This is a genomic window from Sorangium sp. So ce836 (genome assembly GCF_028553905.1).
GTDB lineage: Bacteria > Myxococcota_A > Polyangia > Polyangiales > Polyangiaceae > Sorangium > Sorangium cellulosum_D.
The window spans coordinates 64,754-82,789 of record NZ_CP102233.1 but is presented as its reverse complement, the minus strand read 5'-3'; the positions used below and the strand labels follow the sequence as shown (position 1 = coordinate 82,789).

Here is an 18,036-nt window from a genome sequence, read left to right as displayed (position 1 = left end):
CAGGCAAGGGAGCTCGGGATACGGGCCCATGTGGGGGACAGCGATGCGGAGCATGAAGGCCGGAGGGCAGGCAGGCGAGGTGAAACATCACCCCTCCAGTGAGCCTCGCCGGGGCGCATCGGGCCGGTCGCGGCGCGCGGGCAGCGAGGCGGCGTCGCGGCGGAGCTCCAGATATCAATGCCGCCCATACAGGTCGGGGGTCGAGGCGGGTTCGCGCGGCGGCGGCTTCTTGTTGGCGGACGACGCCGAAGGCGCCCTGGACCTCGAGGGCGCAGACGTGCTGGTGGGCGCCGGCGGATGTGCGCTCGGGCGGCGGGAGGCCGCGGCGGGCGCCGAGGAGGCCGGCACCGAGGCCGCAGGTACCGCTGGCCCAGGCGCGGCGCTGGGCTCGAGCAACGCGGCGCTGGGCTCGGGCGGCGCGGCGCTGGGCTCGGACGCTGTCGCGGCCGCTGCCGCGGCCAATCCGGGCGCTGCCGCGGTCGGCCCGGGCTCTGCCGACGCCTCGGAAACAGGGCCCGGAGCCGTCGCCTCCGGACCGCCTCCGCCGCGAGCGCCCAGCATGAGCCAGCTCCCGGCGCCGAGGACCCCGAGCCCGAGCACCGCCAATCCTGCGGCGATCGGCCATCGCATCGGCCTCGCCGCCCTGGTCGGCCCGGCCGACACCGCCGCCTCGGTCTGGGTCCTCGCGAGCGTCAGCCCGTGGGAGCGCGAGTCGCGCTCGTACTCCGGGATCGTCGCCGGCTCCGCCGCCTCGTGCGCCGGGGTCATCGCCGTGGCGGCGGCGACCATCCCGGGCCGGGACGGCGCCCCGGGGATCGACCACCGGTCGCCGCCCACCGGGACGCCGAGCACCTCGCCCAGGGCCTGCACCGCCTCCACCGCCCGGCCGAACCGCGCCGCCGGCACGACCGCAGTGGCCCGCGCAAACCACGCATCGAAGCCCGGCGGCAACATCACACCTTGCGCGCGCGCGCGCTGCACCGGCGGCTCCTGAGGACCACGGACGGCCAGCAGCGCGAACGCGACCATGTCGCCGGCGCTCCTCGCCTCCTGCCTCCAGTAGGGTACCCCCACGAGCAGCGTATAGGCGATCATGCCCAGAGCATAGATGTCCGCGGCCCCGGTGAGCCTCGCGCCGACCTGGAACTGCTCTGGCGCCATGTAGATCGGCGTGCCGAGGTTGCGCGTGGCGCCGGCCGCGGCCGTGCTTTCGGCGATGAGCTTCGCGATGCCGAAATCGAGGAGCTTCACGCGGACCGAGCCGTCCTCCCGCTCCGACAGGAAGATGTTTGCGGGCTTGAGGTCGCGGTGCACGATGGACGCGGCGTGGGTGCGGTCGAGCGCGAGCGCCGTCTGGTGGAGGTAGGTGATCACCTCGGCGGGCGGCAGGCGGCCGGCGCGCTTCAGGCGCTGGCCGAGCTCCTCGCCGCGAAGCAGCTCCATGACCAGGAAGGGCGTCCCGGTCGCCTCGTCGACGCCCGCGTCGAAGACGTCGACGATGTACTCGCTCTCGACGTCCGCCGCGATGCGGGCCTCGAGCTTGAAGCGCGCGCGCATCTCCTCGTCCGCGAAGATGTGCGGGTGCATGGCCTTGAGGGCCCGGCGGCGCGCCGTCTCCAGGTGCACCACCTCGTGGATGCTCCCCATTCCACCGGTAGCGATGAGGCGCACCACGCGATAGCGCCGCGCGAAGACGGTCCCCTCCGCGAGTGTGGCCGACACGGCGGGAGGCTCGCTTACCGGGCTGGCGGCGTCAAGGATCCCGGGAGCCGGCGGCCGGCCGCGAGCGAGCGCGGCGGCGGTCTCCCTCGATGCCCGCCGTCACCCCTCGCCGCGCCGCCGCGCAGCGAGCGGGGCCGGGCGCGCGGCGATCGCGCGGGTGGACGCCGGGGCGCCGGCATCGCGCTCGTCGAGGAGCTCCGGCGGCGCCGCTCTCCACTACAGGTCTCTCGCACACCGGACGCCGGCGTCATTCTCGCTGTCCGCCGGATCGTCATAGGTGCGGTACGAAGTGGGCAGGTACGAGGCGTCGTTGACGAACGCCCCGCCCCGGATCACCCGGTCCGAGGCAGCGGCCATGTTGGCGCAATCCTCGCACTCTTCCTCGGGATAGTCGGCGTACCAGTCCAGGGCCCACTCCCACAAGTTCCCCGCCAGGTCCGCCTGCCCCCATCGCCCATCGCCCTTCGGCCGGGACCCGACGGGCAGGATATCGCTGAACGCACAGTCGCTGGTCGGAGACCCATCTCCGGTACAGTCGTACGCCGCGTAGCTCTCATCGATGGTCGTGTCCCGGGGCTCCGACCACGGGTATTCTCGCTGCTGTTCACCGCCGGCCGCGGCGTAGTTCCACTCCACCTCCGTGGGCAGCCGGCCCCCGTCCCACGCGCAGAACGCGAACGCCAGGTACCAGGTCAGGCAGTTCACCGGTAGATGCTCGTGCGCTTCGGGCACGTCCGTCCATGTCGACAAGGTCGAGTCGCACTTCAGCGCTTCCTTCAGCGCCGCCGCGTTCGCCGGCAGCCAGCTGTTACTCCAGCCATCATCCCACCCGCTCCTGTCGACGAGCGGGTGCTTCCCCGCGCCCGCCTTTGGCTTGCTGCCGGGATACGCCTCCACGAACTTTCGAAACCGCCCCACCGTCACCTCGAACCGATCCAGCGAGAACCCGCTCACCGTCGCCGGATATCTCTCGTCGTTGTCTCGCTTGAAGCTCCCGCCGGCGACCTCCAGGCTCGCGCAGCAGCTCTCGTCGCCCCTCGGGCCGCATGTCTCGTCCAGCCCGGCGCAGCTCGGCGGAGCGGGGCACGCCCCTCCGCTGCAAGCCCCTCCAGCGCCGGTCCCGCCGCCCGCTCCAGCGCCGGTCCCGCTGGCTGCTCCAGAGCCGCTCCCGCCGCCCGCCCCTTCGTACAGGTAATAGCCGTCGTCCAGCCCCACGAGCGTCCCGCACCCGCCGGTCATGACGGCCCACGCCGCCCCCATCCATGCCGCGAGCTTGCTCATTGCGCAACTACGAGGCTCGGTCGCAGAGCTTCGTGCCTCTGGCCTCACGCCTGTCCCTCCGAGTCGGCAACGTCGACCCGGGAAAGCGCTGCCTGCGCCGCTGTTCGGACCTCCTCTGGCGCACCTTCGGATGCGAGCTCCTGGAAGCGACGAATGATCTTCGACCGCAAGCTCGGCTCTTTGAGCTCTCCGAAGAGCTGCTCGAGCTTGGAGACGGCCTCTGGTGTACCGATGTTCCGCAAGGCATGAATGGCCTTCGAGCGGAGCTCGAAGCTGTCGTCATAGTCCTCGAGGTAACGATGGTGCGAGCGCGCGGCCGCGTAGATCGCATCGACGCTCGTTGGCGACGCGAGCCTTCCGAGCGCAAATACTATATCCTCGTGCTTGCGATGCCAATCTTCACCCGCGAGCCGCTCGAGCACATCGACGTACTCCCTTCCCATTCCGTAGTAGTCCCCGAGAATGACCCCGACCTCGACGGCATCGCTCTCTCTCTCTGACAACGCGAACTGCAAGACTCTCCACCCCAGCGAGAGCTTCTCTTCGGCGGGCAGCGGGAATTGACGCAGAAAATCGTCCTCGCCGATCCTACCGAGCGCGAGCGACAGCACCAGCTTCCTTTGCCGTTCATTCACCAACACAATCAAATCCCTGAATATTATCGTTGAATATATCTAGCGCCTTGCCAGTGCCCAGCGCGATGTTTATCTGCTTTCCTTCGCCCTTGAAACGCGCGTGCTTCTTTCCCCATCCCTTTTCACCGATGGGCATATCCGGATAAGCCTCCGTGGTGAGGGCGGACACGTCTCGCACGCCGATCGCCTCCAGCGCCGCCCTGGTCCCCGGTTTCATCTTGAACTCCACCAGGACGCCGTTGTAGCTCTCCGAAAATGATTGCGTGGGGGAGATGGTGGTCTCGGTAGTCCCGGGCATCCTTCCGGTGGCTTTCAGGGTCTCATAGTGCTCCTTGCTCATGGTACGGTAGAATAGCTCCGACTCATCACCGGCACTCGCTCTACCCTTCGCACCACCCGTCTTGAGCCCCCACGGGTCCACCTCCATCGTGGGACACCCGTCGAACGCAAACAACCGTGCTCCACCATGGATCCCCAGCGGATCCGGGCTGCACCACCGCCCCACCTCCTGGTCGAAATACCGGAATCGCGTATAGCACAACCCGGTCTCCTCGTCCTCGTACTGCCCCAGCAGCCGGAACGGGCTCTCCACCGGCCGCGCGTGCTGCGCCGCCGGGTCCCTCCAGACCTCGACCACCCGCCCCCATACCGAGTGCGCCGCCGACCAGGCGACCCGCCCGTCTTGCCCCACGAGCTCCTTGGGCATCCCGAGGTGATCGCTCACTACCGCGAACACCTCCCCTTGCTCCGCGTGCAAGAGCGGCACGAACGTCCCCGGATCGTGCACGAACACTCGTGCTCCCCGCGTCCGCTCCAGGTCCGCTGCCAGCTCATCCCCGTCCCAGACGAACTCCACCACACGGTCCGGCGTCTCAGCGCCCGCCGGCACGACCTCCTTGCGCACCCGCCGTCCGAACGCGTCATAGGAAAACCGCACCCGTGTCCCGTCCGGCCGCCGCACCTCGCGCAAGCGATCTCGACAGTCCCACGCGTACTCGGTCGCTGCCCCTTGAGCGTTCGCCGCGCGCGCCCCGAGGTCGAGCTTGACGACGCGCCGGCCCCGCTTGTCATACGTGTACTTGGCCTTGCCTGTCTGCCGCAGCAGGTCCCCCGGCGCGAGCTCCCACTCCGCAGCCCCCGTCTGGGCCTCGAGCCCCTCGAGCATCTTCAGCAGCGAGCCCGCCGCATCGTACGCGAACACCTCGCGCAGCGAGCCGCGCCGCGCTTCGAGGAGCTGGTCGATCCGCTCGTACCGATACGTGGTCGCGCCCCATCGACCGTCCTCGATTCGTGTCACGCGTCCGAGCGCGTCATAGCTCCACTTCCGATCGACCAGGTCCTGGGTGATCGCTGCCCCGGGCGCGGACGCCGATACCCGCTGCTCGATCAGCCGATCCATCGCGTCGTACCCGCTCTGGATCGACACCTGCTCATCCGGACGACCGCGCCAGACCTCCCGTCCGAGCACGTCCCGCTCGATGTCCATCCGGTAGCCGTCGTGCTCCACGGCGACCAGCGCGCCCAGCGCGTCGTGCACGTACTTCGTCGTCGCGCCGTTCGGCAGCACCCGCTTGGTCCGCCGCCCGAGCGCGTCGTACTCGAACCGAAGCGCCTTGTCTCCCTGCCGCTCCGTCACGATCCGCCCGAGCCCGTCGCGCTCGAACATCGTGACGACCTTGCTCTCTCCCTCCTCCACGACCGCGGCGAGCAGCCGCCCGAGCGCGTCGCGCGGATAGGTCGCTATCCCGTCGGTCGACTGCTCGAAGACGACGTTGCCCAGCCGATCGTGGTTGAACGATCGGAAGCTCCCATCCGGGTAGTCGATCCGCGCCAGGTTGCCGGCCTTCGAATAGCCGTACTTCAGCACCCGCCCGTCGAACGTCAGCTCCTCGACGACGCGACCTGCGATATCGTACGTGAAAGCATACACCTCTCCACGCGGGTTCTCGATCTCCCGGAGGCGCTCCTTGGACGAATACCGGAAGGACCACGTGCGCCCATCGGGCTGGGTGACACGCGTGAGCACCCCTGTGCCGGCATACTCCATCACCGTCACATGCCCGAGGGCGTCCGCGATGCGTGCGACGTTGCCCTGCGCGTCGTAGGCTTGCCGGGCGATGGTTCCATCCGGACGATGGATCTCGATCGGCCTGCCCAGCCGATCGTACGTGAGCCGCGTAACCCTGCCGAGCGCGTCCGTCATCGACACGGGGCGCCCGAGCGTGTCGTACTCGAACGTGGTCCGTGCGCCGCGCGCGTCCGTCTCGGCGATCACATTGTGCCGCGCGTCGTATTCATACCGCACGACGAGCCCGTCGGGCCCCTCGATCGAGCACAGGCGCCCTCGGTCGTCGTGCGAGAGCTTGTAGGTGACGCCCGTCGGGTATTGAATTTCGACGAGATTCCCGCGCTCGTCGTGCGAGTAAAGCGTCTCCAGCCCGTCGTGCCCCGTGCGTTTGACGGGGAGATCCCCCTCGTACGCCCAGGTCGTCACATTGCCGGCCGCATCCACCACGCGCACGGGGTTGCCGCGCGCGTCGCGCTCGAGGCGCGTTGCGTCGCCCGCGCCGTTGCGCTCCTCGACGATGAAACCATCCTCGTCGTACTCGCGCTCCGCCAAGACGACGCCCGTCGTCGTCTCTTCGCGCGTGACGAGTCCATCGTCGTCCCATGTGTAGATCTTCGGCTCCTCGCTCTCCGCCCTCGTCGTCTGCGCCCGCTCGTCGATGTAGAGCTCCACCTCGTGCAGGCCGTCCGGCCCCCACGTCCGCACGCAGCGCCCGCTCTCGTCGTCGTAAGCGTACTGGAAGCGCGCGCCCCCCTTGAGCCGGGCGGCGATCATTCGATCTGCGCCGTCGTACTCGTACTCCTCGACGTTGCCGAGCGCATCGACCACGGCGGCGAGGTTCCGGGCCTTCGAATACCGGTACTCCACCGATCGCTCGACGCGGCCGTCGACGCGCACGTCGAGGCGCGCGAGCCGGCCGCGGTCCCACGTGAAGAGGACCTCACGCCCGGCCGTGTCGACCACGCGCGAGAGCAATCCTTCCTGATAGTCGAGCGTGATCGCGTTGCCGCTCGCGTCCTCGATCGAGCGGAGCAGCGCCTCGCGCCCCGGGCCGGCGAAGACGCGGGTGATGCGACTCTCTGGGTTGTAAACGCGATAGCTCCCATCGCGGCCGACGCGGAGCTCGAGCCGCTCGCCGCGGAGGAACGATGCCTCGCCGGCGCCTACCTTGTCGAAGTAGATCCATCGACCATCGCCATCGTGCAGGTCGATCGTCTCCTCGCCCTCCTCGATCCACTCCTCGAGGCTGTGGACCCATCCCGGCCCCAGCGCCGCGTCGCGGTCGCCGTGGCGTGAAGAGGCATAGCGACGTCCGATGACGAGCGGAATGGCGCCGGGCAGCGACAGATCGGTCGCCTCGTCGACGACCTCGCCCGTCACCACGTCGACGGGGTGCCCTTCGCGTTTCCGCTTGCGCGGCGGCTGCTCGGACGAGCTCTTGCGTTCCCGGGGGCGCTTCGGGTGCCCTTTCCCGCGACCCGCTTTGCTTCCCTTGCCGGGGGTCCCCTTGATCACGATCCCGTCTTTGCCCTGCTTTTTGGGCTTCTTCGCACCTCCGCCGGCGGCGTCGTCAGCGCCCTTCTTGCCCGCCTTCTCGGCGCCCTCTTTCCCTGCCTTTTCGGCGCCCTCTTTCCCTGCCTTTTCGGCGCCCTCTTTCCCTGCCTTTTCGGCGCCCTCTTTCCCCGCCTTTTCGGCGCCCTCTTTCCCCGCCTTCTCGGCGCCCTCTTTCCCCGCCTTCTCGGCGCCCTCTTTCCCCGCCTGCTCGGCCCCCTGCTTCCCCGCCTGCTCGGCCCCCTGCTTCCCCGCTTGCTCCGCGCCCTGCTTCCCCAACTGCTCCGCGCCCTGCTTCCCCAGCTGCTGCGCGGCCTCTTGCGCCCCCTCCTTGCCGACCGCTTCCGCGACGGCCTTGCCCGCCTTCACGGCCAGCCTCCCCCCCGTGGCCGCCGCGCCCGCGAAGGGGATCATCCCCGCCGCGGAGATGCCCGCGTTCAGATAGTCGCCTTCCGCGAGGTAGATGACCGCGTTGAGCCCATCGGCGATCTCCCCGAGGCCCGGGATGAAGCCGACGATATCGAGCCCGGTGTGGACCCAGTCCGAGGCCTTGTCCCACCAGCTCTTCTCGGCCTCCTCGCGCATCTTGTCGAGGTCCACGAGCGGCCCTGCATAGGGCGCCGACCCGTGGGCCATGAACACCGCCTTGCCGATCGTGTTCTCTGGCCCGTCCGGGCCCGCGCAGTTCATCGCGTACAGCGATGTGTGATAGATGATGTTGTTCCCCTGCGCCTGGACCGTCGTGCTGTGCGAGATCGGCCGGCAGTACCCCAGGTTCACCCCGCTCTTGACGCCGCCGCCCGTCCCCGGCTCGTCGCCCTCGACGGTGGTGATCCGGCTCGCCATCGTCGTGGTGTCGAACGTCCCGAGCTTCACCGTGCTCGCCTCGTCCACGCCGGCGGCCAGGCAGGCGCGGATCTGGTACGGCACCGGCTTCATCTCGTCGCCGATGGGCGTGTTGCAGACATCCGGCTCGATACAGACGACCCACGCGTTGCCCGTCTTGCGGAGCCCTTCATTCTCGGCCACGAGTCGTCCCTCCCGGCGCCGCCATGCACGCCTCGAGCGCCTCAATCCTGCGTCTCTTGCTGTACGCGCCGCGCCACGTCATGAAGAGGCGCCCCTCCGGCACGTCGATCATCAGCGTGTCGAGGAGCATCGGGACCACCGCGCGCGAGCCCGTCTCGAGCAGCGCCAGCAACCCGAGCTCATACCCCGGGAGCCGGAGCTCGAGCGCCCCGTCCGGGTGCAGGTTCTCGAGGACGATCTCCTCGTTGCCGCGAAGATAACCCGGATAGACGAGATCCGGATGAGCGCTGTTGTAGAACCGGTAATCGAAATCGAGCGGCGCGTGCGGCCAGCGCTCCGCTCGCCACGCCTCGTCGTAGGTCCCCGCGTACGCGCGCCGCGGGAGCCAGACGCCCGGGATCGGGCCGAGCCCCTCCGGCTTGTGGGGCCGGCCGAGCTCGGTGACAGGGTCGTCGGGCGACTCGATCTGCGGCGCCTCGAACGTGACGTCGCTCGGCGTCTTCCCCTCGGGGAGATAGCCCTTCCCGACGGGGTTTTGCTCGAACGCGTGGCGGGCCCCCCACGCGTCCTTGAAGGTCCCGCCGAACGCGTGCTCGTACCGGATGGGCACCTCGCGGCAAGGCTCCGGCTCGGTCAGGCGGAACTCGCCGCCGTCGCGCACCCAGCGCCGCGGCCCCGTCACGCGGAGCGTCTTGTCCACCTTGCCGACGCGCGCGCGGACGAACCACGCCGGCGCGGGCCAGCCCCCCGGCGCGTGCGCCGTCGCGTTGATGTGGATGTCGCTCCGCTGCTTGAACGGCGCGAGATCGCCCTCCATGCGCAGGCTCGACGAGCCCGCGTCCCCGTGGAACACGTCCCCTCCGGACACCTCGGGTTGCTCCGGATCGAGCTGCGCGACGCCTCCAGGGACGATGCGGAAAGCGCCGCGCAGCACGAACACGCCGAACTCGCGCCCCTGCGGATCGACGCTGTCGAAGTAAAAAGGCCAGAAACGAGTATAGTTCCGAACGATCATGGCAGCGCCCGTCCAGCGGCTGATCAGTTGAGATCGATGTACTCGCCGTCGATGTCCACCACCCCCGACGCCGCGATCAGGACCGTATCCCCGTTGACCTCCACCGCCGCGGCGTCCACGGTCGCGCGCTGGCCCGCCTTCACCTCCACGACGGCGCCCGCCGTGGTCGTGATCGTCACGCCCGCCGCGTTCGCGATCGTCACGCCCGCCGACGTCTGGATCGTCGAGCCGGCGGTGATCTGGATGTTCGCGCCCGCGCTCATGCTGATGTTCGCGCCGGCGCTGATCGACACGCTCCCCTCGGCCGTCAGGCTCACGTCCGGCCCTTTCATCGTGAGCGTGGACCGCCCCGTCGTCTGCGAGATGAACTGATCCGTCATCACCGTCCCGGTGGGCGGGATCTTCGGCGGCGGCTCGGCGGGTTGCTCGATCGTGACCGTGTGCTTCTTGCCCACGAGCGTCGAGTCCTGGACGCCGATCGCCGCGGCCCGATCCTTCCCGACCGTGATCGTCTGATTGTTCCCAACCGCGATCGTCTGATTGTTCCCCACCGTGATCGCCTCGTCGTGCCCGACCGTGATCGTCCGATCGACGCCCGTCGTCTCCGTCTCGTTGTTCTTGACGAGTTTGTTCAGGTCCTTCTGCGCCTGGACATTGACGAGCTCCCTCCCCGCCGCGTCCTCGAACATGATCTCGTTGTAGCCGCCCGCCCCGCCCGTGGAGTTGCTCCTCCACCCGCTCTGCGTCTTGTTGTCGGGCAGCTTGTACGGCACCTTCTGCAGGTTCGTGTACACCCGTCCCACGATGACCGGCCGGTCCGGGTCCCCGCTCAGGAAGTCCACCAGCACCTCCTGCCCGACGCGCGGCAAGGTCACCCCGCCGTACCCGGCGCCTCCCCACGACTGGCTCACGTGGATCCAGCACGAGCTGCTGTCGTCCATCTGGCTCTCGCGGTCCCAGTGGAAATGCACCCGGACCCGCCCGAACTCGTCCGTGTGGATCTCCTCCCCGGGCGGCCCCACCACGGTCGCGCTCTCGACCCCGTTCACCTTCGGCTTCGGCGTCACGAGCTCCGGCCGGAAGGGGATGTCCGTCCCCCGCGCCTTGCACCGATGCGCCCACTCGCCGTGATGGGTCCCGCTCATCGACGACTCGACGACGAGCAGCGTCCGGCTCTCGGCGAGCGCCTCGTGCGGATGCCCCGCGATGCTCACCACGCTCCCTGGCGCAAGGTCATGGGCGTTCGTCTCGAAGGTGCAGACCTTGGCGCTGCCGCGCTTCGCGTCGAGCCGCCGCTGCGCCAGGCTCGCCGCCTCCTTCTCGTCGGTGCGCGCCTTGCCCTTGTCGTCGGCGCTCGGCGTCGCGTCCCCCTGATCCGTGCCGAAGAGGAACGCGCCCGGCGTGTACTGGTAGCGCTCGAGCTTCGCCTCGAGCCCCTGCCCGCCCGACGCGCTGCCCACCAGCTTGTAGCCCGGCGGCCGGCGATAGTCGTGGTCCCGCAGCGTGTATTTCCCCGGCCGCACGCGCTTGCCCATCCGGACGTCGGTCACGAACGAGATGCCGTGGCTGCGCACAAGGCTCGCGTCGTCCAGGAACATCAGCGGCGCCCCGCGCTTCACGTTCGCGTGCGGCGCGTCCGACAGGACGAGCTTCGTCTCGCCCCCGCTCTGCTCGAACGCGTACGAGATCCCCGCGTCCTCGAGCATCCGGCTCACGAAGGCGAAGTCCGACTCCCCGTATTGCACGCGGTATTTCCGCTTCTTGTAGGCGCCGCCGTCGATCCGCACCTCGGGCGCGATGCCCCACTCCTCGAGCACCTTGAGCGCGATGTCCGGCTCGGAGGTGTGCTGGAACATGCGGTAGTTCTTCCGCTGCGTGAGGAGCCACATCGTCGGCACGACGGTGAGCTGGTACGTCGAGAGCCCGCCCGGCTCGACCCGCACCTGCTCGAGGTGGTTGCAGAGGCCCGACCAGGACCTGTCGTGCGCGCCCGCGCGCAGCGTGAAGCGCGCCGGCTGGCCCACGACGGCGTCGAAGTCGATGCTGGCGTTGTCCGAGACCGCGACCAGGTTGACCTCGAACAGGGACGAGAGCCGCTCTTGTACGGAGAAGTTGCGCACGTCGAGCGCGTCGCCCGAGGCGACCTCGACCTCGAGGTTCTTCCCGCCGATGCGGCTCGCGGCGGCGCCGGCCGCGTTGCCGAGGCCCTTGACCGAACCACCAGCGGTCGCCTGCGAGGGATCCTCACCATGGCTTTTAACGAACGTCATCCTCGCGCCCTCCTGCGCTCCGGCCCGCGCCGTCTGCTCGCGAGCGTCCAAGGCTCCTGTCGAACCAGGCTAGTCGAATCATGGCTGGGAATGCGCCGGGGAGCGTCTCACGAGATCTGGTGTACTGTCCAGGGCCTGCCGCCCAGGCGAACGGCGCTGGATGGCCGTGCGCGCGCCGTTCGGCGTAGAGGGTCGTTGGACGCGGGGCTATGCCAGGGTGTGCGCACTGCGCCGCCCCGTGGACGATGGCGGGGCGGAAGCACTCCATTGCTGAACCTGTAAAATTACACCATTTCTCGAACAGAATCGCGCGCGGCAGCGCGAATGGCGCTCTGCGACCACGATGCCACACCCGCCGCGTCCCCTCCAGGGGACGACGCACGAGGAGGCGACGTGTAGAATTTCAAGTCTTAAAGTTACGGGTCGACCCTCGTACGCTCGCGTCCGATGAACGTGGTGTCGCTGTGCCCGCTGCCGGCGTCGGGGTTCGTCTGGCAGTCGCAGGACGGGAGAACTGCGCAGACCGTCGTCGTGAAAGCGACGTTCGTGCTCGTGCCTGGGAAGTCGTATCTCGCGGCGGAGCAGCAGGCGCCGAACGAGGAGGACAAGCACTGGAACGACGATCCGGCGCGCAGCGTCGTCGCGCCGAGCGACAGGGTGCCCTACAAACCGCGCGCCGACGTGGTGCTCGTCGGGCACGCGTACGCGCCGGGCAAGCGCCCCATGCGATCGATGATGGTCCGTGTGGCGGTCGGAGACATCGACAAGTCGATCGAGGTGTGGTGCGACCGGGCCTTCCGGGTGCGAGATGGCCAGCTCCTCGAGGGACAGGGCTTCACGAAGATGCCTCTCTGCTGGGAGCGCGCCGCCGGCGGCCCCGACACGAGCAACCCGGTCGGCGTGCGGTTCGACGCGCCCCCGGACATGTATGGCAGGGTCACGGTCCCGAACCTCCAGCCGCCCGGGATGCATGTGGTCACGCCGTCGGACACGTTCGCTCCGGTGTGCTTCGCCCCGATCGGGCGGAGCTGGCCAGGGCGAACATCGTGGCTCGGACCTCTGGCCGGGAAGTTCCCGCAGCCCGGGTGGGAGGAGCGGCCGCTGCCGGAGGGGCTCGATCCCGTGTACTTCCTGGCGGCGCCCCCGGACCAGCAGGTGGAGCAGATCCGACCCAACGAGCACATCATCCTCGAGAACCTGAGCCCCGATCACGCCCGCCTCGTGACGAACCTGCCGGGCGTCCGGCCGAGGGCGGTCGCGCACCGGGCCACGGGGGAGCACGAGGAGGTGGCGCTCGTCGCGGACACGCTGTGGATCGACACCGATCGTGGGCTGTGCACGGTGGTCTGGCGGGGAAGGATCGGGCTCAGGCATCCGAACGAGGCGGGGCGCATCACGGTGACGCTCGAGGGCGACGCCGGCGGCCGCGTCTCCAGCGACGGGGCGAAGCCGTCCCCGCCGGAGGCCACGGACGCGGCGGAGAAGCGCGGGGTGGAAGAGGACGCGGAGGGGACGCTCCAGCTGGGGGACAAGGTCAGCGCGGCGGTGGCGCCGGTGATGCCGTTCCAGGGCGGGGGCGAGCCGCGGCAGGCGCCCGCGCCGCCGACGTCGAGGCCAGGGGACGCCGCATTGCCGTTCAGGCCGGGTGGTCACCCGCCGCACAACGCCGAGCCGGCGGCGCCGCCGCTTGCGCCGCCCGCCGTGAGCCCGGCGCCCCCGCCGCTCGTGGTGCTGCCGCCGCCGGCGGAGCCGATCGCCAGGCCTGCGACGGCGGCGCCGTGGAGCCGGCTGGAGGCGGGCGGGAGGCCTTCCATCGGACAGTCCGTCGTGGAATCCATGGTGGGACCGAGCCCTGGCTCGAGGAGCCCCGCGTCGCCGCCGGCGGAGCCGACCCCCGCGGCGCCCGCGCCCGCGCCCGCGCCGAGGCGCGGCGGGCGTGAGATCGTCGATCTGCTCTGGTTCAGCCCCGCGGCGATGCCGCGAATCCGGAAGCACGCGGCGTGGAAGGAGATCCTCGCGGACGTGAAGCCGCGGGCCGACGACGAGGAGCTCGACGACGACATGCCGCCGGGCAAGCGGCCGTCGGCGAAGGATCGCCGGGACGTGCTGGCGATCCTCGCGCGCGGGCAGCCGATGCGGGTGGAGGACCTAGAGCAGGCGATGATGGAGGCCGTGGGCGAGGACGGGGCGTTCGTGCCGCCGCTCGTGCTCGTCGCCGGGGAGCTGGAGCTCCCGTTCGATGAGGTGGAGACGCTGAAGGCGCTGGTGGCCGCGGCGAGCCCGCTCGTGATGGCGGACAAGAAGCTGAAGGAAACGGTGGAGGCGATCCACGACGTCTTCAAGATGCCCTGGGTGCAGGGGGCGACGAGCGTGGTGGAAGGGCTGACGGGGCAGCTGCGCGAGGCGCTGGGCCAGAATCGCGTGGTACCGGCGAGGACGATCGAGGCGCATGCGGAGAGGGCGCTGCTCGAGCACAGGCATTTCCAGAAAAGGCTGGTGATGGGGCAGATGAGATTGCGGGCGCTGCTCTCTTCCTCCGGAGGTCACGCGAAGGTGCCTGTATACTGGCCTGAGGCGGTGGGGAAGGAATTGCCGGGTCTCCAAAGAATGCAAGTGAGAATGATCGCCGCGCTCGGAATGCGCACCGAGCACCAAGAGAGCGCTGGCATCGCGCTGCGAGCTTGCGCGCTCGCGAGACGCGGAGCTCTTTAGAGTCGCGCGCGTGAGAAGGCCGGCGCGGCGCGCGCCCCGTTGCGGCGCGCCCGGCGCCGCGCGCCGGCCCCGGAATCCCTGGACGCGCCCCGGGCCAAGATGGCCCGCGGGTTGCTCCCCTCCCGGTGCGGGACAGACCGCGCGGGAGGTTGTCAGTCATGCGGAAGTGCGTGCGCGATTCGGTGGTCGTCATCACCGGGGCTTCGTCGGGGATCGGCAGGGCGGCGGCGATCGCGTTCGCGCGGCGCGGCGCGCGGGTGGTCGTCGCCGCGCGGAACGCGTCGGCCCTCGAGAAAGTCGCCGCCGAGTGCGCCAGCGCCGGGGCGCGGGCGCTCGCCGTCCCGACCGACGTGCGGGACGAGTGCGCCGTCAGGGCCCTCGCCCGCGCCGCGATCGAGGTGTTCGGCAGGATCGACGTCTGGGTGAACAACGCCGCGGTGTTCCTCTACGCGCGCGCCGACGAGGCGCCTTACGAGACCTACCGCCAGGTCATCGAGACGAACCTGCTCGGCTACGTGCACGGAGCGCGGGCGGCGCTGCCCTATTTCCGCGCGCAAGGCGCGGGCGTGCTCGTCAACAACGTCTCCGCGCTCGGCAAGTTCGGCGGGCCGACGATGAGCGCCTACGTGAGCTCCAAATTCGGGATCCTCGGCCTCTCGTCCTGCCTGAGGCAGGAGCTCGTCGGCACCCCGGACATCCACGTCTGCACGCTCCTGCCCGCGGCGGTCGACACCCCGATCTACCAGCACGCCGGCAACTACACCGGCCGCGCCGTCCAGCCGATCCGGCCGGTCCTCGACCCCGCGCGGGTCGCGGCCGCGATGGTCTCCCTCGCCGAGCGGCCGCGGCGCGAGGTGTACGTCGGCGCCGGCGGCCGCGTCACCGCCGCGGCGTACGCCGTCTTCCCGGGCCTCACCGAGCGGGTGCTGGCGGCGTACATCCCGAGCGCGACCTTCCTGGATCGCGCCGCGCCGCACACCGACGGCAACATCTTCTCGCCGATGAAGCGCTGGACCGGCGTGACCGGCGGGTGGCGCCGGGGCTCGGGCCTCGCCACGCTCCTCGACGCGGTGAGGACCGCCGCCCGGCTCGCGCTCGAGATCCCGTCCGCGGCGCTCGAGCGCCTCAAGCCACGGTGAGCTCGCCGTTCTGGCACCCTCCGTACGCGATCTCCCAGCCGTCCTGACGCGCCGCCGTGCCCGGGGTGCCTCCCAACCTCGGGGATTCTGTGACGCGTTCTCCACCGATGCTCGGCATGCTGCGCGCCGACCAACGATTTGATGAGAATCAAGGAGGCGCAACGATGAGCCGTTATGTGGCGCGCACGCTCCGAAGCGATGACTTTTCGACGCTGATGGACCTCGAGGCGGCGCTCTTCGGAAGCGCGGGCGAGGGCGAGCTCGGGCGGTATTACATCCGTCTTTGCTGCGATTTCTTCAAGGACTCTTGCTTCATGGTCGAGGCCGCGGGCAAGCCCGCGGGCTACCTGCTCTCCTTCGCGCGCGGCAAGGAGGTCTATTGCACGACCCTCGCCGTCCTGCCCGAGTACCAGGGCTCCCGCGCCACGCACACGCTGCTCCGGGCGTTCGTCGGGTCGATCCTCGGGTGGGCGGAGTCGTGCTGGTTCACCGTCGAGGAGGACAACCACGCCGCGCGGGCGCTCCACGCCATGCTCGGCGCCAAGGAGATCGAGGTCCGCCCCGACTTCTACGGCACCGGACACCCGCGCATCATCTCGCGCATCGATCGCGACGCGTTCATGGCGCTCCGGGCCCGCTTCGAGCGGGTCGGGCTCGTCGATCGCGCCGCCGAGGCGAAGGAGCCGCGCGCGGCGGACGGCGCCATCGCCGCGGTGGCCTGAGGCGGACGGACCTCATGACGACCACCGCTCCGCTGGACGCCGCCCGCCGCCCCGGGGCGGCGGGCGTCTGGCCGTGGACCGAGGCGCGCTCCGTCGTCAGCCGGGTCTCCGGCGTGATGGGGCTCGCGCTCGACACCGTGTTCCGGACCAACCTCTTGCCCGAGCTGCCCGCCTCGCGCGACCGCGAGCGGGCGCGCCTCCTGCACGCGATCGCCGGGGAGCTCTGCGCGCTGCACGCCCTGCGCGTCCGCGTGACCGGCGCGCTCCCTGCGCCGCCGTTCGTGATCGTGGCCAACCACGTCAGCTACCTCGATCCGATCGCCCTCGCCTCGCTCACCCCCTGCACCGCCATCGCCAAGCAGGAGATCGGCGGCTGGCCGATCGTCGGCGAGCGCGCGCGCGATCTCGGCGTGCTGCTCGTCGACCGGCAGCGCCCGGCGAGCGGGGCGCGCGTGCTCCGGTCGGCGCTCCGCGCCCTGCGCCACGGCGTCCCGGTGCTGAACTTCCCGGAGGGCTCCACGACGCGCGGGGAGAAGGTCCTCCCCTTTCGCAAGGGCATCTTCGGCCTCGCCCGGATCGCAGGCGTCCCCGTCGTGCCTGCGGCGGTCACCTACGATGCCCCGGAGCTCTGCTGGGCGGGCGACGACACCTTCGTCCCCCATTATCTCCGCTTCTCCAGCCGCCGCGAGGCGAGCGCTCGCATCACCTTCGGCCCCCCGCTCGGCGATCACGGCGGCGCGGCCGATCTCGCGGAGCGCGCCCGCGCCGTGATCCTGGACCTCTTGAGCCTTTAGGAGATCTCATGTCGCAACAACGAGCCGCCGCGTACCTGCGGCACGGGCAGACTCCCTTCTTCCGCCTCCCGACCGCGAGCTTCCAGGAGGCCGGCGCGTCGGCCTACGCCGGCGCCGACGCCGTGCTCCTCGGCGTCCCGTGGGACGGGAGCGTCACCTACCGCCCGGGCACCCGGTTCGCGCCCTACGAGCTGCGCCGCGTGAGCGCCCTCGTGCAGTCCTATCACCCCGGCCACGGCATCGACGTGTTCCGCGCGCTCCGCGTGCTCGACGGCGGCAACGTGCCGTTTCCCCCGTTCCACGCCGAGTCCGTGCGCGAGCTGGTCCAGGCCTCGGTCGACGAGGTGCTCGCGGCCGGCGCGGTGCCGTTCGTCGTGGGCGGCGACCACTCCATCGCGCTCCCGGTGCTCCGCGCGCTCGCGCGACGACACGGCCCCGTCACGGTCGTCCACGTGGACGCCCACCTCGACACGAGCACGGCGGAGGTGTGGGGCGAGCCGTTCCACCACGGCACGCCGTTCCGCAACGCCATCGACGAGGGGCTGATCGGCCGGGGCGCGCTCCACCAGATCGGCGTCCGCGCGACCTGGGGCCACCCGGAGGAGGGCGCCTTCGCGGCGCACGCCGGGGCGACCCTGTACGGCATGGACCGGATCGACTGGGACGGCGCCTCCACGATCGCGGCCGCCATCCGCCTCGCCGCCGGCGACGCGCCCGTCTACATCTCGTTCGACATCGACGGCATCGACCCCGCCTACGCCCCGGGCACCGGCACGCCCGTGCCCGGCGGGCTCACCTCGCGCGACGCGATCCAGCTGCTCCGCGGCCTCGCGGGGATCAACCTCGTCGGCATGGATCTCGTCGAGGTGTGCCCCGCGCTCGACCACGCCGACATCACCCTTCACCTCGGCGCGCACCTCCTGTTCGAGGGCCTCGCCCTGCTCGCGACGAGGAAGGTCGACAATCGGCCGCTCGGGTGACGCACCCCCGATCTCGGCGTCGGCGATCGCGAGCGTGAGTGAAGTGAAGAAGTGAAGGCGACGAGAGAAAACGCGCTCCGCCGCGCCGCGCGGCGCCTCAATCCGCTGGCGCCCCTCG

The 18,036-nt window shown here is 70.3% G+C and carries 11 protein-coding genes; 5 read left to right on the top strand and 6 right to left on the bottom strand.

What is annotated here, in order from left to right; translation table 11 throughout:
- Positions 1–174 precede the first annotated feature (174 nt).
- From NQZ70_RS00290 to NQZ70_RS00265, 6 genes are all read right to left on the bottom strand, one after another.
- On the bottom strand, positions 175–1,722 hold the full coding sequence (locus NQZ70_RS00290) for a serine/threonine-protein kinase (RefSeq protein WP_129572417.1): 1,548 nt from the start codon (positions 1,720–1,722) through the stop codon (positions 175–177).
- 216 nt (positions 1,723–1,938) lie between these two features.
- On the bottom strand, positions 1,939–3,003 hold the full coding sequence (locus NQZ70_RS00285) for a formylglycine-generating enzyme family protein (RefSeq protein WP_237244890.1): 1,065 nt from the start codon (positions 3,001–3,003) through the stop codon (positions 1,939–1,941).
- A 44-nt stretch (positions 3,004–3,047) separates the two neighbouring features.
- Positions 3,048–3,638 carry a HEAT repeat domain-containing protein gene (locus tag NQZ70_RS00280; protein WP_129572416.1) on the bottom strand — a complete coding sequence of 197 codons (591 nt, stop codon included), beginning with the start codon at positions 3,636–3,638 and terminating at the stop codon, positions 3,048–3,050.
- Positions 3,631–8,286 carry a PAAR-like domain-containing protein gene (locus NQZ70_RS00275; protein ID WP_165373719.1) on the bottom strand — a complete coding sequence of 1,552 codons (4,656 nt, stop codon included), beginning with the start codon at positions 8,284–8,286 and terminating at the stop codon, positions 3,631–3,633. Before NQZ70_RS00275 ends, NQZ70_RS00280 begins: the two co-directional genes overlap by 8 nt.
- A complete protein-coding gene (locus tag NQZ70_RS00270; protein WP_129572414.1) occupies positions 8,273–9,301 on the bottom strand; it encodes a DUF2169 domain-containing protein in 1,029 nt (342 codons plus the stop codon). The genes NQZ70_RS00275 and NQZ70_RS00270 overlap by 14 nt, the downstream gene beginning before the upstream one ends.
- Positions 9,302–9,324: 23 nt before the next feature.
- Positions 9,325–11,571, bottom strand: coding sequence for a type VI secretion system Vgr family protein (locus tag NQZ70_RS00265; protein ID WP_237244889.1), 2,247 nt, complete (start codon positions 11,569–11,571; stop codon positions 9,325–9,327).
- Between the two features lie 447 nt (positions 11,572–12,018).
- Between NQZ70_RS00265 and NQZ70_RS00260 the strand changes: the two genes are divergently transcribed.
- The 5 genes from NQZ70_RS00260 to speB all read left to right on the top strand — a co-directional run bounded on the left by NQZ70_RS00260 (position 12,019) and on the right by speB (position 17,918).
- Positions 12,019–14,283: a DUF2169 domain-containing protein gene (locus NQZ70_RS00260; RefSeq protein WP_129572412.1), complete on the top strand. Its 2,265-nt coding sequence runs from the start codon at positions 12,019–12,021 to the stop codon at positions 14,281–14,283.
- Between the two features lie 158 nt (positions 14,284–14,441).
- Positions 14,442–15,422: an SDR family oxidoreductase gene (locus tag NQZ70_RS00255; RefSeq protein ID WP_129572411.1), complete on the top strand. Its 981-nt coding sequence runs from the start codon at positions 14,442–14,444 to the stop codon at positions 15,420–15,422.
- Positions 15,423–15,586: 164 nt separating this feature from the next.
- Positions 15,587–16,144 (top strand): GNAT family N-acetyltransferase, encoded by a 558-nt coding sequence (locus NQZ70_RS00250; RefSeq protein ID WP_129572410.1) that lies wholly within the window; start codon positions 15,587–15,589, stop codon positions 16,142–16,144.
- Positions 16,145–16,158: 14 nt separating this feature from the next.
- Positions 16,159–16,938 (top strand): 1-acyl-sn-glycerol-3-phosphate acyltransferase, encoded by a 780-nt coding sequence (locus tag NQZ70_RS00245; protein WP_129572409.1) that lies wholly within the window; start codon positions 16,159–16,161, stop codon positions 16,936–16,938.
- A gap of 8 nt (positions 16,939–16,946) precedes the next feature.
- On the top strand, positions 16,947–17,918 hold the full coding sequence (gene speB, locus NQZ70_RS00240) for an agmatinase (protein WP_129572408.1): 972 nt from the start codon (positions 16,947–16,949) through the stop codon (positions 17,916–17,918).
- Positions 17,919–18,036: the final 118 nt, after the last annotated feature.

Excerpts from the sequence above, each read along its gene's own strand:
- NQZ70_RS00285 (WP_237244890.1), bottom strand. The coding sequence starts at position 3,003 with ATGAGCAAGCTCGCGGCATGGATGGGGGCGGCGTGGGCCGTCATGACC.
- NQZ70_RS00270 (WP_129572414.1), bottom strand. The coding sequence starts at position 9,301 with ATGATCGTTCGGAACTATACTCGTTTCTGGCCTTTTTACTTCGACAGC.
- NQZ70_RS00265 (WP_237244889.1), bottom strand. The coding sequence starts at position 11,571 with ATGACGTTCGTTAAAAGCCATGGTGAGGATCCCTCGCAGGCGACCGCT.
- NQZ70_RS00260 (WP_129572412.1), top strand. The coding sequence starts at position 12,019 with ATGAACGTGGTGTCGCTGTGCCCGCTGCCGGCGTCGGGGTTCGTCTGG.
- NQZ70_RS00255 (WP_129572411.1), top strand. The coding sequence starts at position 14,442 with ATGCGGAAGTGCGTGCGCGATTCGGTGGTCGTCATCACCGGGGCTTCG.
- NQZ70_RS00250 (WP_129572410.1), top strand. The coding sequence starts at position 15,587 with ATGAGCCGTTATGTGGCGCGCACGCTCCGAAGCGATGACTTTTCGACG.
- NQZ70_RS00245 (WP_129572409.1), top strand. The coding sequence starts at position 16,159 with ATGACGACCACCGCTCCGCTGGACGCCGCCCGCCGCCCCGGGGCGGCG.
- speB (WP_129572408.1), top strand. The coding sequence starts at position 16,947 with ATGTCGCAACAACGAGCCGCCGCGTACCTGCGGCACGGGCAGACTCCC.